The sequence below is a fragment of the Rhodovarius lipocyclicus genome, assembly GCF_009900765.1.
Classification (GTDB): Bacteria; Pseudomonadota; Alphaproteobacteria; order Acetobacterales; family Acetobacteraceae; genus Rhodovarius; species Rhodovarius lipocyclicus.
Genome location: NZ_JAAABL010000019.1, coordinates 1 through 14,308, shown reverse-complemented (window position 1 = coordinate 14,308; position 14,308 = coordinate 1). Strand labels below are relative to the sequence as shown.

Genomic DNA, 14,308 nt, shown 5'->3' with positions numbered 1-14,308 from the left:
AGGAACGATGCGCCCCTTGAACACCACGCTCCGCGGCCTTTTGCTGGCCACCGTCTGCCTGGCCCCGCTCGCCGCCACCGAAGGCGCGGCGCAGAGCCGCCGTGGGGCCCCGTCTCCGGCGGCGCCCGTGAATGGCGGGCCAGTCACCGCCGTCGAGGTGCGCGGGAACCAGCGCATCGACGCCGATACGGTGCGCAGCTACATGCTGCTGCAGCCCGGCGACGCCTATGACGCCGACCGCGCCGACCGCTCCCTGCGCAGCCTGTTCGCCACCGGCCTGTTCGGTGACGTGCGGATGACGCGCGAGGGCAGCCGCGTGATCGTGACGGTGCAGGAGAACCCGGTGGTGAACCGGGTGGCCTTCGAGGGCAACCGCAAGATCAGCGACGACGCGCTGCGCCCGGAGGTGCAGATGCGCAGCCGCGGCGTCTTCACCACTCAGCTCGCCCAGGCCGATCGCCAGCGCATCCTGGACCTGTACGCCCGCCGCGGCCGCTTCGCCGCGCGCGTCGAGCCCAAGGTGATCCGCCTGGACCAGAACCGGGTGGACGTGGTGTACGAGATCACGGAAGGCGACGCTGCCCTCGTCTCGCGCATCAATTTCGTGGGCAACCGCAGCTATGGTGATGGCCGGCTGCGCGATGTGGTCTCGACGCGGGAGCAGGCCTTCTATCGGATCTTCTCCACCTCCGACACCTTCGATCCCGACCGGCTGAACTTCGACAAGGAGTTGCTGCGCCGCTTTTATCTGCGCAACGGCTTCGCGGATGTGGCGGTCGGCAATGCCTCGGCCGAGCTGGCGCCGGACCGTTCCAGCTTCTTCCTGACCTATCAGGTCGATGAAGGCACGCGCTACCGCATCCGCCGGATGACGGTGAACACCTCCTTCCCGAACCTCGACACCGCCTCGTTGCGCCAGCGCCTCGATATCGCGGAAGGCAACTGGTACGATGGCGACGCGGTGGAGCGCGCCACCCAGCAGCTGTCCGACCTGGCCAACCTGCGCGGCTATCCCTTCGTGGATGTGCAGCCGCAGGTGGAGCGCGACCGCGAAACCGGCAATATCGACCTCACCTTCAACATCACCGAGGCGCCGCGGATCTATGTCGAGCGCATCGACATCAGCGGCAACTCCCGCACCCAGGACCGCGTGATCCGGCGTGAATTCCGCCTGGCCGAAGGCGATGCCTTCAACGCCGCGCAGATCCGCCGCTCCCGCGAGCGCATCCGCAACCTGGGCTACTTCAGCGACGTGCAGATCACGTCCAACCCGGGTTCCGCCAATGACCGCGCGGTGGTGAACACCCAGGTGACGGAACGCGCGACCGGTGAGGTCAGCGTCGGCGGCGGTTATTCCACCGATGCCGGCTTCCTGGCCGATTTCGGTCTGCGTGAGCGCAACCTGGTGGGTACCGGCGTGGACGCCCGCCTGAACGGCACCATCGCCCAGCGCCGCAGCCAGGTGGACATCTCCGTCACCGACCCGGCCTTCCTGGACCGCAACCTGGCCGTTGGCGCCGACGTGTTCCTGGTGCAGCGCAACCTGCAGAACTACTCGGGTTACTATGAGCGGCGGGTGGGCTTCGCGCTGCGTGCCGGCTATGAGATCAACGAGCGGCTGCGGCAGAACTGGTCCTACACGCTGGTGGATCGCAACGTTTACAATATCCTCAGCACCGCCTCGCGCTACATCACCGAGCAGCGCGGGCGCACCCTGCTGTCGCAGGTCTCCCAGACGCTGTCCTATGATACGCGCGACAGCCCGATCGAGGCGCGGCGCGGCTATGTGCTGCGCTGGGGCCTTGATGTCGCGGGCCTGGGCGGTGACGTCGCCTATCTGCGCAACCGGGTGGACGCGGCGCTGATGCTGCCCTTCGAGCGCGTGTTCGGCGACCCGGACTATGTGCTGTCGCTCTCGGCCAATTTCGGCCACCTGCATCCGTTCGGCTCGCGCTTCGCCGCCTCCGGCGAGCGGGACCGGATCGTGGACCGCTTCTTCCTGGGCGGCGAGAATCTGCGCGGCTTCGCCGTGGCCGGTATCGGCCCGCGCGACACCACCACCCGGGACAGCCTGGGTGGCCGCATGATGTGGACCTCCAGCGCCGAGATGCGCTTCCCACTGCCGCTGCCGAGCGAGCTTGGCCTGCTGGGCCGGGCCTTCGTCGATGCCGGCGCGCTCAGCCAGGGGCCGCGCGGGGTGGATATCTTCAACAGCGCCACGCCGCGTGTCGCGGCGGGCGTGGGCATCTCATGGCGCAGCCCCTTCGGCCTGATCAACATCGACATCGCCAAGGCCATCTCCAAGCAGCGGTACGATGAAACCCAGGTTTTCCGCTTCGGCTTCGGCACGCGCTTCTGACTACGGAACAGGTATGGACATGACACAGACTGTGATCGGGCGCGTGCTGCGCGCCGTGGTTCTGACGGGGCTGATCGCCGGCCCCGTTCTGGTTGGGACCGCTTCGGCGCAGCAGCAGGATCCGGGCTTCTTCGTGCCCGGCGGCCAGCAGCGCCCGGCGCAGGGCGGTCAGCGTCCGGCCCAGCGCCCGCAGGGCCAGCCGGCGCAGGCCCCCGCCCGTCCGGCCGCGCCCCCGCCGCTGCCCGCCGGCCAGGCCCCGCCCGCGCCCGTCATCGGCATCGTCGATATCCCCGAGATTCAGCGCGTCTCGACCGCCTTCACCCAGGTGCGGGAGGAGCTGGAGCGCCGCCGCGCCCGGCTGAACGAGGACCTGCAGCGTGAGCAGAACTCCTGGCGCGACGCCCAGCAGGCGCTGGCGACGGAACGCGCGGGCCTGTCCCCCGAGCAGATCCGCACCCGTGAGCGCGAATTGCAGGACCGCATCACCGATGCGCAGCGCATCTTCCGCAACCGCGCCCAGGCCATCGAGCAGGCCGGCCAGGCCGCGCTGGTGGAATTCGAGCGCGCGCTGGGCACCGTGATCCGCCAGGTGGCGCAGTCCCGCAGCGTGAACATCGTGCTGCCGCGCCCGCTGGTGATCCTGAACGAGCCCCCCTTCGACCTGACGGAGGAGATCGCCCAGCAGTTGAACCGCGTGCTGCCGCGCGCCACCGTGCCGCCCGAGGGTGAGGCCGCTCCGGCCGCCGCCGCGCCGAACGCGCCCGCCACGCCGCGCCAGCAGCCGGCGCAGCCTCGCCGCTGAGGTCACATGGCCGCTGATCCGCGTTTCTACCCGCAGGCGGGTCCGCAGCCGCTCGATAAGGTGCTGGCCGCCGCCGGCGCCCAACCCCCGGAGGCCACGCCCCCGGGGGCCGAGCGGCTTTTCACCGGCATCGCGCCGCTGGAAAGCGCGGGCCCCGATCAGGTCACCTTCCTGGACAGCCGCAAGCTGATCGAGAAGCTGCCCACGACCGGGGCCGGTGCCGTGGTGCTGCGCGCCGAGCTGGCCGGGAAATTGCCCCCGGGCTGCGTTCCCATCGTGGTGAAGGCGCCCGCCCTGGCTTTCGCCCGGGTGGCGCTGCTGTTCCATCCCGCGCCGCGGGCCGAGGGCGGGCGCCATCCCAGCGCCCATATCGGTGCCGGCGCGCTGGTGGCCGACAGCGCGCAGATCGGCCCCTATGCCGTGATCGGCGCGGGGGCGGAGATCGGGCCCGGCTGCATCATCCATCCCCATGCCGTGGTGGGACCGGGCGTGGTGCTGGGCGAGAATTGCGTCATCCACAGCCATGCCAGCATCAGCCATGCGCTGTGCGGCAAGGGTGTTGTGCTGCATCCCGGCGCCCGGGTGGGCCAGGAGGGTTTCGGCTTCACCCCCACCCCCGAGGGCGCCTACATCACCATGCCCCAGCTGGGCCGCGTGCTGCTGGGCGACGGGGTGGAGGTCGGGGCCAACAGCTGCATCGACCGCGGTGCGCTGGCCGATACGGTGGTGGGGGCCGGCACCCGCATCGACAATCTGGTGCAGCTTGGCCACAACGTGCGCACCGGGCGCGGCTGCGTGATCGTCAGCCAGGCGGGCGTCTCAGGCTCCACCACGCTGGGTGACTACGTCACGCTCGCCGGGCAGGCGGGGCTGGTGGGGCATATCCATATCGGCAACGGCGCGCGCATCGGCGCGCAATCCGGCGTGCTGAACAATGTGGAGCCGGGGGCCGACCTGTTCGGCACCCCCGCCCAGCCGATCCGGCAACATTTCCGGGAACTCGCCACGCTGCGGCGGCTGGTGGGTGATACCAGCAAGAATAAGACCAGGGACCGACCCCATGAGTGACAGGGTGATTGACGTGAAGGGGATCATGGCTGCGATCCCGCATCGCTACCCGTTCCTGCTGCTGGACCGGGTGGTGGAGCTGCGGCCGGATGATTCCTGCATCGGCATCAAGAACGTGACGATCAACGAGGCGTTCTTCCAGGGCCATTTCCCCTCCGACCCGGTGATGCCCGGGGTGCTGATCGTCGAGGCGATGGCCCAGACCTCCGCCGTGCTGGTGGTGGAGACGCTGGGCGCCGAAAGCCGCGGCAAGCTGGTCTATTTCATGTCCATCGAGGGGGCCAAGTTCCGGCGCCCGGTGGGGCCGGGCGACCAACTGAAATTGTATGTCAAAAAGGCACAACGCCGTATGAGCGTATGGAAATTCAGCGGCGAGGCCACTGTGGATGGCAAGGTGGTGGCCGAGGCGACGTTCTCCGCGATGATCCGCGACCGATGAGCCATATCCACCCTTCGGCGGTGATCGCCGAGGGCGCCCGCATCGGTGCGGGCGTCACCATCGGCCCCTTCTGCACGGTCGGCCCCGATGTGGTCCTGCATGATGGCGTGGAGCTTGCCTCCCACAACGCCATCGAGGGGCATACGGTGCTGCATGAGGGGGTGCGGCTGTCCGCCTTCGCCTCCATCGGCCTGCCGCCGCAGGACCTGAAATACAAGGGCGAGCCCACCCGTTGCGAGATCGGCGCCCGCACCTATCTGCGCGAGCACGTGACCGTGCATCGCGGCAGCGTGGGCGGCGAGGGCATCACCCGCGTCGGCGCCGACTGCCTGCTGATGGCGTGCAGCCATGTGGGGCATGATTGCCAGGTCTCGGACCGGGTCATCATGGCCAACAACGTGCTGCTGGGCGGCCATGTGAAGGTGGGCGAGCAAGTGTTCATCGGCGGCGCGGCCGCGGTGCATCAACTCGTGCGGATCGGCCGCCATGCCATGGTGGGCGGGCTGGCGGGCGTCACCAATGATGTGCCACCCTTCGGCAATGTGTTCGGCTTGCCGGCGCGGCTGGTGGGGCTGAACTTCATCGGGCTGCGCCGCCGCGGCTTCTCGAAGGACGATCTGGCCCAGATCCGTCTGGCCTTCCGTCTGCTGTTCAAGGACCCCGGCGTGTTCGCCGAGAAGCTGGTGGTCGCCCGCGAACGCTTCGCCGGCAATGCGCTGGTGGAGGAAGTGCTGGGCTTCATCGGTGGCGCCGATCGCCGGCGTGAATTGATCCGTCCCGGCCGCATGGCAGTTGAGGAAGAGGAAGACGCATGAGCAGCGCCTCGCCTGGAATCCCTCTGGGTATCATCGCGGGCGGGGGTGATTTCCCGCTGCGTCTGGCGGACGCGGCGCGGCTGGCCGGAAGGCCGGTGTTCATCGTGGCGATCAAGGAATTCGCCGATCCCAGCATCTTCGCGGCCTACCCGTGTGAGGTGATCCGCGTGGGCGCCGGCGGGCGCATCATCCGTGCGCTCAAGGATGCGGGGGTGAAGCAGATCGTCCTCAGCGGCCAGGCCAAGCGCCTGAGCCTGTTGAGCATGCTGCCCGATGCCTGGATGACCGCGGCCATCGCCCGGGTGGGCAAGGCCGTGTTGCTGGGCGGGGACGACACGCTGCTGCGCGCCGCGACCCGGGTGCTGGAGGACGAAGGCTTCGAGGTGGTGCCGCCGCGCTCCATCCGGCTGGACCTGATGCCGCTGCCGGGCCTGCTGGCCGGGCCCGAGCCCACGGCGGAACAGCGTGCTGACATCGCCCGCGGCATCACCGTGCTGCAGGCCCTGGCGCCGGCCGATGTCGGCCAGGCCGCCGTGGTGCAGCAGGGCATGGTGCTGGGGATCGAGGCGGTCGAGGGCACCGACGCGCTGCTGGCGCGCGCCGCGGAATTGCGCCGCGAGGGCGAGGGCGGCGTGCTGGTCAAGATCTCCAAGCCGCAGCAGGATGTGCGGCTGGACATGCCCACGGTGGGGCCTGTCACCGTGCGGGGCGCGGTCGCGGCCGGGCTGGTGGGGATCGCCATCGAGGCGACCCGCACCGTGCTGGCCGACCGGGAGGAGACGCTGCAACTGGCCAATGAGGCCGGGATCTTCGTGCTCAGCCTGGAGACCGATGTCTTCATGAAGGAGAACGCCCAATGAGCAATTTTCTGCACACCATGATCCGCGTGGGCAATCTGGACCGCAGCGTGGCCTTCTACACGCAGCTGCTCGGCATGCAGGAGCTGCGCCGGCGCGACGTGCCCGAGGGCAAGTACACGCTGGTCTTCGTGGGCTATGGGCCCGAGCCCGCCCACGCGGTGATCGAGCTGACCTACAATTACGGTGTCGAGACCTATGAGCTGGGTACTGCCTTCGGCCATCTGGCCATCGGCGTGCCGGATGTCTACGCGCTGTGCGACAAGCTGCGCGCCGGCGGGGCCAAGATCACGCGGGAGCCGGGGCCGGTGAAGTTCGGGACCACGGTCATTGCCTTCGTGGAAGACCCGGACGGCTACAAGATCGAGCTGATCGAGCGGAAATAGGGCCTTTGCCCGAAACCAGGAAAGGGCGCTTCACCCGGGTGGGTGAGGCGCCCTTTCTATTTACAGCCTGATCTCGCCTTCCGGCTGCGCATCGGCGAACACGCCTTCCGCGAAGGCTTCTTCCCAGGTGCCGCCGGTGCTGGCCTTGGAATATTCCGTCGAGCGGTTCTCGAAGAAGTTGGTGTGTTCCACCGCGTTCAGGATCTCATCGAGCCAGGGCAGCGGGTTCTTCTCGATGTTGTAGATCGGCTGCAGGCCCAACTGCTGCAGGCGGCGGTCCGCGATGAAGCGGATGTATTCCTTGGTCTGCGCGCCATCCAGACCCTGCACCCCGCCCAGCTCGAAGGCCAGGTCGATGAAGGCGTCCTCATGCTCCACGATGGTGGCGCAGATCTCGGTGATCTCGTTCTGCAGTTCCTGCGTCCAGATCTCCGGGTTTTCCTGCACGAAGGTGCGGAACAGGCGGATGATCGACAGGCAGTGCAGGGTTTCATCGCGGACGGACCAGGTGACGATCTGGCCCATGCCCTTCATCTTGTTGAAGCGGGGGAAGTTCAACAGGATGGCGAAGGAAGCGAACAGCTGCAGCCCCTCGGTGAAGGCCCCGAAGGCCGCCAGGGTCTTGGCGATTTCCTTCTTGGAGCTGACCGTGAAGGACTGCATGTAGTCGAACTTGTCCTTCATCTCCTTGTACTTCAGGAATGCCGTGTATTCGACTTCCGGCATGCCGATGGTATCGAGAAGATGCGAATAAGCCGCGATATGGATCGTCTCGATATTCGAGAAGGCGGACAGCATCATGAGCACTTCGGTCGGTTTGAAGACCTGGGTATAGTGCTTCATGTAGCAGTTGTTCACCTCGACGTCGGACTGGGTGAAGAACCGGAAGATCTGGGTCACGAGGTTGCGCTCGGACTCCGTCAGGTTCTTCTGCCAATCCTTCACGTCGTCGGCCATCGGCACTTCTTCCGGCAGCCAATGCACGCGCTGCTGCGTCAGCCACGCGTCATAGGCCCAGGGGTACCGGAAGGGCTTGTAGACCGGGGTGCCGGTCAGCAGGTCCAGCTTCTCGGGAAGTTCAGGGGTGGAGGGGGTTCCATCCGGCATCGCGGTCGTCCTCGATAGAAACGCATCATGCGTAGGTAGCGCGGATCGGCGCCGTTGTGCGCGAATCATGCTGCCTGCGTTGATGGGGAGTATGGCGTGGTTGCGCCTGATTCGTCAGGGTGTGAGGCGTATTTTGTGTTTGATCTGGGACAAGCGCACTAAATGTGGTGTCCGGGGGTTTTGTCCCCACACCGCCAGCAGGCTGGCCGCGCCAGGACCATAGCGGCCCCGGGCCCCGATCAGCGGGCGCCCGTCCCGCCAAGCGGGGTGCAATTGCAAAGGGGAAGATGTTGGAAGGGCTTGGCGCCAAGTGCCCGGGATGCAGGGCCGCTACGGCCCCGCCGGGTGTCCAGAATGCATGGGGGCAAAGCCCCCATCACGCCCTCACTGGCAGGCGAGGCATTCCTCGTAATCCGTGGAGCCCGCTTTCGCCGCGGCCTTGGCCGTCGGCACCAGCTGCACCGACAGCGTCTTCTCGCTGATGGTGTCCGCGCGCTGGATCGACAGGCTGCGGCAGTAATAAAGCGACTTCACGCCCTTCTTCCACGCCTGCATGTGGATCTGGTGCAGGTCGCGCTTATGCACATCGGCCGGCAGGAACAGGTTCACCGACTGGCTCTGGCAGATGAAGGGCGTGCGGTCGGCGGCATGCTCCACCACCCAGCGCTGGTCCAGCTCGAAGGCGGTCTTGAAGGTCGCGCGCTCCTGGTCGGTCAGGAAGTCCAGGTGCTGGACGGAGCCCTTGTTGACCGTGATCGAGGTCCAGGTGTCCTCATCGTTCCGGCCGTGCTTGTCCAGCACGCGGGCCAGATAGGGGTTGCGCACGATGAAGCTGCCGGACAGCGTCTTGTGATTGTAGACGTTGGCCGCGATCGGCTCGATGCCGGGGCTCGCGCCGCCGCAGATGATGCTGATCGACGCGGTGGGCGCGATCGCCATCTTGTTCGAGAAGCGCTCCATGAAGCCGTATTCCGCGGCGTCGGGGCAGGGGCCCCGCTCCTCGGCCAGCAGGCGGGAGGCGATGTCGGCCTGGGCGCGGATGTGCTTGAACATCTTCTTGTTCCACACCTTCGCCACCACGCTCTCGAAGGGCACGTTCAGCCCCTGGAGGAAGGAGTGGAAGCCCATGACGCCGAGGCCCACGGACCGCTCCCGCATCGCGGAGTAGCGGGCCTTGGCCATGGTGTCCGGCGCGGTGTCGATGAAGTTCTGCAGCACATTGTCCAGGAAGCGCATCACGTCCGGGATGAAGCGCTCGTCGTCCTTCCACTCCATCCAGGTTTCCAGATTGAGCGAGGACAGGCAGCAGACGGCCGTGCGCTGCTCGCCCAGATGGTCGATGCCGGTGGGCAGCGTGATCTCGGAGCAGAGGTTGGAGGTCTTCACCTCCAGGCCCGCGAGCTTGTGGTGCTCGGGCCGCGCGTTGTTCACGGCGTCGGAGAAGATGATGTAGGGCTCGCCCTGCTCCATCCGCGCCATCAGGATGCGGATCCAGAGCGAGCGGGCGGAGATGGTGCGCACCACCGCGTTGTCCTTGGGCGACAGCAGCGCCCAGGGCTCATCGGCCTCGACCGCGCGCATGAAGGCATCGCTCAGCAGGATGCCGTGATGCAGGTTCAGCGCCTTGCGGTTCGGGTCGCCGCCGGTGGGGCGGCGGATGTCGATGAATTCCTCGATCTCCGGGTGGTGCACCGGCAGGTACACCGCCGCCGAGCCGCGGCGCAGCGAGCCCTGGGAGATGGCGAGCGTCAGGCTGTCCATCACGCGGATGAAGGGCACGATGCCGGAGGTCTTGCCATTCTGGCCGACCTTTTCGCCGAGCGAACGCAGATTGCCCCAATAGCTGCCGATGCCGCCGCCCTTGGAGGCGAGCCACACATTCTCGTTCCACAGGGACACGATGGATTCGAGGCTGTCATTGGCTTCGTTCAGGAAGCAGCTGATCGGCAGCCCGCGCGTCGTACCCCCGTTCGACAGCACAGGCGTGGCCGGCATGAACCACAGCCGCGAGATGTAATCATAGATTCGCTGGGCATGCGCGGCATCGTCGCCGTATGCCGAAGCCACCCGGGCGAACAGGTCCTGATAGGATTCACCCGGCAGCAGATAGCGGTCGTCGAGCGTCGCCTTGCCGAACTCCGTCAGCATGGCGTCGCGAGCCCGATCCACCTGTACCTGGTGATGGCCCTGAAGCTGAATGGCATCGAACACGGTCACATCCCCCTGCATTCCCCTGTCACTGAACATGCCGAATTTCACCTCGCGCCACAAGATATAGTCTGAATGATCGTGATACCCCACCATATGCTGCGTGGAGGGGCATGGGCCGCGAAGCCGCGGCTAACCGCCGATGTTCGCATCCTGTTCTAGTAGGGCGGCCGGTGATGAGTTCTCAAGGGCCTTGTGATCACATTGCGTAACAGGGCCCGGATGGGGCGGGGAGGGGGCGCCGCGGGGCGTCCCCGCCATCCACAGCCACCCCCGCTATCCACAGGGTGCGGGGGGCGGAAACGCCCGGGATATGGCGGGTTCGTGACAGGCGGGCGGCCGGCGCGGCGCGGGGACGAATCCGCGAATCGTTCCTAGGCCAAGCTGATCCCGTACCGATACTCCCGCGTATCGAGCCAGGAGGTCCGCCGCTCCACCACCTGCTCCGCGACATCGAAGGCGTCGCGGTCGATCCGCAGCACGGGCGTGCCGGGGGGCAGGCGCAGCACCCGGGCGGTTTCGGCATCGGCGATCTCGGCGGCCATGCTTTCCTCCGCATGGGCCACGGTCACGCCATGGGCGCGCTGGTAGTGCACATACATCTCGTGCTCCAGCTCCCGGTTCAGCGGCAGGTCGAAGCCGCGGAAGCGCTCGGCCGGCAGGGCGATGCGCTCGCGGATCACGGCCTGGCCGTCCATCAGCCGCAGGCGCTCGACGACGATCTCGGCGCCCTCGGTGCGGATGGCGGTCAGCATGGAGCTGGCCTGGGCCTTGGCGCCATCGGCCCGGCGCAGGCGGAAGAAGTGGAACAGCGCGCGTTCCGTGGTGTGGACCGCCACCACGCTGCCCTTGCCATGCACCTTCAGGATCAGGTTGGCGCGTTCGAGCTCCGCCAGCGCGCGGCGCAGGGTGCCCTGGGAAACGCCCAGCTCCTCGGCCAGAGTGGGCTCGGCCGGCAGGGCCATGCCGGGCGGCCAGGTGCCATCCGCGATGCGCTCGCGCAGCACGGCTTCGGCCTTGGCGTACAATGGCTGGTTGGTCAGTTTCATGGGGGGCGGAGACTGATGGCGGAGGGGTTCGGGATCAAGCGGTCTTTTTGCGGTGCGAAGGCACTTGTGTCTGATACAAGACCGTGGCATCTTCCATGCAACGAGGAAACGTCTTTGCAAGGCAGCCCTGGCTGGGCGCGCGGGCGTACCGCGCGCCCAGACCAGATGGCCTTTCCGTTGATCCCCTGCATCTATGCCTTTTGAATTGATCGTGCTCGCCCTGGTCTGTCTGGGCGCGTCCTTCTGTTCGGCTGTCGCGGGCTTCGCCTTCAACCTGATCGCGGCGGGCGTGCTGTTGCATTTCATCTCGCCGCAGGAACTCGCGCCGCTGCTGACCATGTGCAGCCTGTGCGTGCAGGCGCTGACCCTGCGCGCGGTGTGGCATGCCATCGATTGGCGCCGGTTGGCCCTGTATCTGCTGCCGGGGCTGGTGGGCACGCCGCTGGGCGTGTGGCTGCTGGGCGCGGGCAGCGTGGGGCTGCTGGTGGCGGGGGTGGGCGTGCTGCTGATCCTCTACAGCACCTACATGCTGCTGCGCCTGGTGCTGCGCCGGCCGCCCCCGGCCATCGCGCCCAGCCGGGCGGTGGATGTGGCGGTGGGGTTCGGCTCCGGCGTGCTGGGCGGCATCGGCGGCTTCACCGGGCCGCTGATGGCGCTGTGGGTGGATATCCAGGGCCTGCGCAAGGATGAGGCCCGCGCCCTGATGCAGCCCTTCATCGTGGGGCTGCAGATCGCGGCCAGCGCCAGCCTGGCCTGGAAGGGCTACTACACGCGCGACACCCTGGTGATGCTGGCCGTGGCGCTGCCCGCGCTGCTGCTGGGCAGTTGGGCGGGGCTGAAGGCCTACAGGGCGCTGCCGCCCCAGGCCTTCCGGGTGGCGCTGCTGGTGCTGCTGCTGGCCTCCGGCCTGTCCCTGCTGTGGTGAGGGTGCCGGATTAACCGGGTTTTCACCCGTGCCGGCGATGTTGTGCCTCCGAACAGGAGGTCACGATGGTCCAGTCACCGCCCAAGGGCATCTATCCGCTTGGCACCCAGCCGCAGGGCTGGACCGGCGCCGCGCCGGCGGAGGCGGTGGACCCCACCACCCTGGTGCGCAGCGTGACGGGCGCGGTGGTCGCGGTCACCGCCGCGCTGCGTCAGATCAACGCCCTGCTGGCCGAGGAAACCCGGGACCATGCCAGCCTGGCGCGCGCCGTCGCCGCGCTGAACTACGCGGTGGGCGACCAGCGCCTGGCCGCCAGCGGCGTGCTGGAGCGGCTGTCGGAGGAGATCGCGCCCGCGCGGCTCTCCTGAGACAGCGCTTCCGGCGCGGCCCCCGGCCGCCCTAGACAGGGTGCCTCCAGTGGGGCGCGCCATGAGCCAGAATTTTCCCAGCTTCGCCGAGGCCTTCCGCGTCTGGCTGCGCATCGGCTGCCTCTCCTTCGGCGGGCCCGCCGGCCAGATCGCGCTGATGCACCGGGAGGTGGTGGAAAGCCGCCGCTGGGTCAGCGAGACCCGATTCCTCCATGCCCTGAATTTCTGCACCCTGCTGCCGGGGCCGGAGGCGATGCAGCTGGCCACCTATCTGGGCTGGCTGATGCATGGCGTGCGCGGTGGCGTGGCCGCCGGGCTGCTGTTCGTGCTGCCGGGGGCGCTGGTGCTGCTGGCGCTCAGCCTGGTCTATGCGGCGTTCGGGCAGGTGCCGGTGATCTCGGCGGTGTTCCTGGGGCTGAAATCCGCCGTGCTGGTGCTGGTGATCGAGGCGCTGCTGAAGGTGGCGCGGCGGGCGCTGCGCGGGCGGGTGGCCTGGGGTGCCGCCGTAGCGGCCTTCCTGGCGCTGTTCCTGGGCGGCGTGCCCTTTCCGCTGGTGGTGCTGGCGGCGGGGCTGCTGGGGCTGGCCGTTCCGCATGCCTTCGCCACGGGCGGGCATGGCAAGGCGGGGCAGGGGGGCGACAGCCTGCTGGACGCGCATCTGGCCGCCCATCCCGGTTACATCGCGGCGATGGCGCCGGGCGCGCGCCGGGCGGGGCTGGTGGCGCTGGCGCTGTGGATCTGGCCCGTGGTGCTGCTGCGCGAATCGGGCGGCGTGATGGGCGATGTCGCCTGGTTCTTCTCCAAGATGGCGGTGGTGACCTTCGGCGGCGCCTATGCCGTCCTCGCCTATGTCGCGCAGGAGGCGGTGGAGCATTACCACTGGCTCTCGGCGCCCGAGATGCTGGCGGGGCTGGGCCTGGCGGAGACCACGCCCGGGCCGCTGATCCTGGTGCTGCAATTCGTGGGGTTTCTCGCGGGGTTCCGGCATGGCGGGGGCTATTGGGGCGGCGTGGCGGCCAGCGCGCTGACGCTGTGGGTCACCTTTCTGCCCTGCTTCGCCTGGATTTTCCTGGGGGCGCCCTTCATCGAGCGCCTGCACGATATCGCGCGCCTGAAGGGCGCGCTGGCGGCGGTGACGGCGGCGGTGGTGGGCGTGATCGCCAATCTGGCCGTGTGGTTCGCGCTGCGTGTGGTGTTCGCGCAGCTGCGGCCCGGCTGGCTGGGCGTGGAATGGCCGGAGCCGGCCAGCCTGCAATGGGTGCCGCTGGCGATTTCGCTGGCGGCGGCGGCGGCGCTGCTGTGGCGCAAGCTTGGTGTTCTGCCGGTTCTGGCGCTGTCGGCGGGGCTGGGTGTGGCGGCGCGTGTGCTGGGGCTGGTGTAATTTCGCGCCCCCCACGTTGACAGGACGCGCCATTCCGCCATAACCCGCCCCACCTGCTGCCAGGAAACTCCCGCGGCCTTCGCGGAGGGGTGCCCGAGTGGCTAAAGGGGGCGGACTGTAAATCCGCTGGCTCACGCCTACGCTGGTTCGAATCCAGCCCCCTCCATATCTGCCTGGTTGTTTCCAGGTGGCAGGTAGCTTGCGTATTCGCCCCGTGGTGGGGCTGCGCGGGTGTAGCTCAATGGTAGAGCCCCAGCCTTCCAAGCTGGTTGTGCGGGTTCGATTCCCGTCACCCGCTCCACGCGGGCGGGCGGCACCAGAGGGCCAGGTTGCAACAGGGTTACTTGACGGAACAGACGGAGTAGTCTGATGGCCAAGGCCAAATTCGAGCGGAACAAGCCGCACTGCAACATTGGCACGATCGGCCATGTGGATCATGGCAAGACGTCCCTGACGGCCGCGATCACCAAGGTGCTGGCGAAGTCCGGTGGTGCGTCCTTCACGGCGTATGACCAGATCGACAAGGCTCCCGAGGAGCGCGCTC

At 67.9% G+C, this 14,308-nt stretch carries 14 protein-coding genes and 2 tRNA genes; 13 read left to right on the top strand and 3 right to left on the bottom strand.

Features of this window, described 5'->3' with window-relative positions:
- Positions 1–16 precede the first annotated feature (16 nt).
- Genes bamA through gloA form a run of 7 tightly spaced genes read left to right on the top strand, consistent with a single transcriptional unit; the run spans position 17 to position 6,726 of the window.
- Positions 17–2,359: an outer membrane protein assembly factor BamA gene (gene bamA, locus GT007_RS13335; protein ID WP_160122119.1), complete on the top strand. Its 2,343-nt coding sequence runs from the start codon at positions 17–19 to the stop codon at positions 2,357–2,359.
- Between the two features lie 19 nt (positions 2,360–2,378).
- On the top strand, positions 2,379–3,161 hold the full coding sequence (locus GT007_RS13330; RefSeq protein ID WP_160122118.1) for an OmpH/Skp family outer membrane protein: 783 nt from the start codon (positions 2,379–2,381) through the stop codon (positions 3,159–3,161).
- Between the two features lie 6 nt (positions 3,162–3,167).
- Positions 3,168–4,229 carry a UDP-3-O-(3-hydroxymyristoyl)glucosamine N-acyltransferase gene (gene lpxD / locus GT007_RS13325; RefSeq protein ID WP_160122117.1) on the top strand — a complete coding sequence of 354 codons (1,062 nt, stop codon included), beginning with the start codon at positions 3,168–3,170 and terminating at the stop codon, positions 4,227–4,229.
- Positions 4,222–4,668 (top strand): 3-hydroxyacyl-ACP dehydratase FabZ, encoded by a 447-nt coding sequence (gene fabZ / locus GT007_RS13320; protein WP_160122116.1) that lies wholly within the window; start codon positions 4,222–4,224, stop codon positions 4,666–4,668. Before lpxD ends, fabZ begins: the two co-directional genes overlap by 8 nt.
- Entirely contained in the window at positions 4,665–5,483 is an 819-nt protein-coding gene (lpxA, locus tag GT007_RS13315) for an acyl-ACP--UDP-N-acetylglucosamine O-acyltransferase (RefSeq protein ID WP_160122115.1), read from the top strand. Before fabZ ends, lpxA begins: the two co-directional genes overlap by 4 nt.
- Positions 5,480–6,343 (top strand): LpxI family protein, encoded by an 864-nt coding sequence (locus tag GT007_RS13310; protein WP_160122114.1) that lies wholly within the window; start codon positions 5,480–5,482, stop codon positions 6,341–6,343. Before lpxA ends, GT007_RS13310 begins: the two co-directional genes overlap by 4 nt.
- The gene (gene gloA, locus GT007_RS13305) at positions 6,340–6,726 is read left to right on the top strand and encodes a lactoylglutathione lyase (protein ID WP_160122113.1); all 387 of its coding nucleotides are present in this window, start codon (positions 6,340–6,342) and stop codon (positions 6,724–6,726) included. Before GT007_RS13310 ends, gloA begins: the two co-directional genes overlap by 4 nt.
- A gap of 60 nt (positions 6,727–6,786) precedes the next feature.
- On the opposite strand, the gene GT007_RS13300 is transcribed toward gloA, so the two are convergent.
- The 3 genes from GT007_RS13300 to GT007_RS13290 all read right to left on the bottom strand — a co-directional run bounded on the left by GT007_RS13300 (position 6,787) and on the right by GT007_RS13290 (position 11,090).
- On the bottom strand, positions 6,787–7,833 hold the full coding sequence (locus tag GT007_RS13300) for a ribonucleotide-diphosphate reductase subunit beta (RefSeq protein ID WP_160122112.1): 1,047 nt from the start codon (positions 7,831–7,833) through the stop codon (positions 6,787–6,789).
- Positions 7,834–8,217: 384 nt separating this feature from the next.
- A complete protein-coding gene (locus GT007_RS13295) occupies positions 8,218–10,062 on the bottom strand; it encodes a ribonucleoside-diphosphate reductase subunit alpha (protein ID WP_408015550.1) in 1,845 nt (614 codons plus the stop codon).
- Between the two features lie 353 nt (positions 10,063–10,415).
- Entirely contained in the window at positions 10,416–11,090 is a 675-nt protein-coding gene (locus GT007_RS13290) for a GntR family transcriptional regulator (RefSeq protein WP_160122110.1), read from the bottom strand.
- 193 nt (positions 11,091–11,283) lie between these two features.
- On the opposite strand from GT007_RS13290, the gene GT007_RS13285 reads away from it, so the two are divergent.
- From GT007_RS13285 to GT007_RS13260, 6 genes are all read left to right on the top strand, one after another.
- Positions 11,284–12,015 carry a sulfite exporter TauE/SafE family protein gene (locus GT007_RS13285; RefSeq protein WP_160122109.1) on the top strand — a complete coding sequence of 244 codons (732 nt, stop codon included), beginning with the start codon at positions 11,284–11,286 and terminating at the stop codon, positions 12,013–12,015.
- A gap of 65 nt (positions 12,016–12,080) precedes the next feature.
- Positions 12,081–12,383, top strand: coding sequence for a hypothetical protein (locus GT007_RS13280; protein ID WP_160122108.1), 303 nt, complete (start codon positions 12,081–12,083; stop codon positions 12,381–12,383).
- Positions 12,384–12,444: 61 nt separating this feature from the next.
- Positions 12,445–13,764, top strand: coding sequence for a chromate efflux transporter (chrA, locus tag GT007_RS13275; RefSeq protein WP_160122107.1), 1,320 nt, complete (start codon positions 12,445–12,447; stop codon positions 13,762–13,764).
- An 83-nt stretch (positions 13,765–13,847) separates the two neighbouring features.
- Positions 13,848–13,930, top strand: a tRNA-Tyr gene (locus GT007_RS13270).
- A gap of 61 nt (positions 13,931–13,991) precedes the next feature.
- Positions 13,992–14,065 (top strand) — tRNA-Gly (locus tag GT007_RS13265).
- 68 nt (positions 14,066–14,133) lie between these two features.
- Positions 14,134–14,308, top strand: a 175-nt coding sequence (locus GT007_RS13260; RefSeq protein WP_236571573.1) for a GTP-binding protein, incomplete at its 3' end; no start/stop codon positions are given.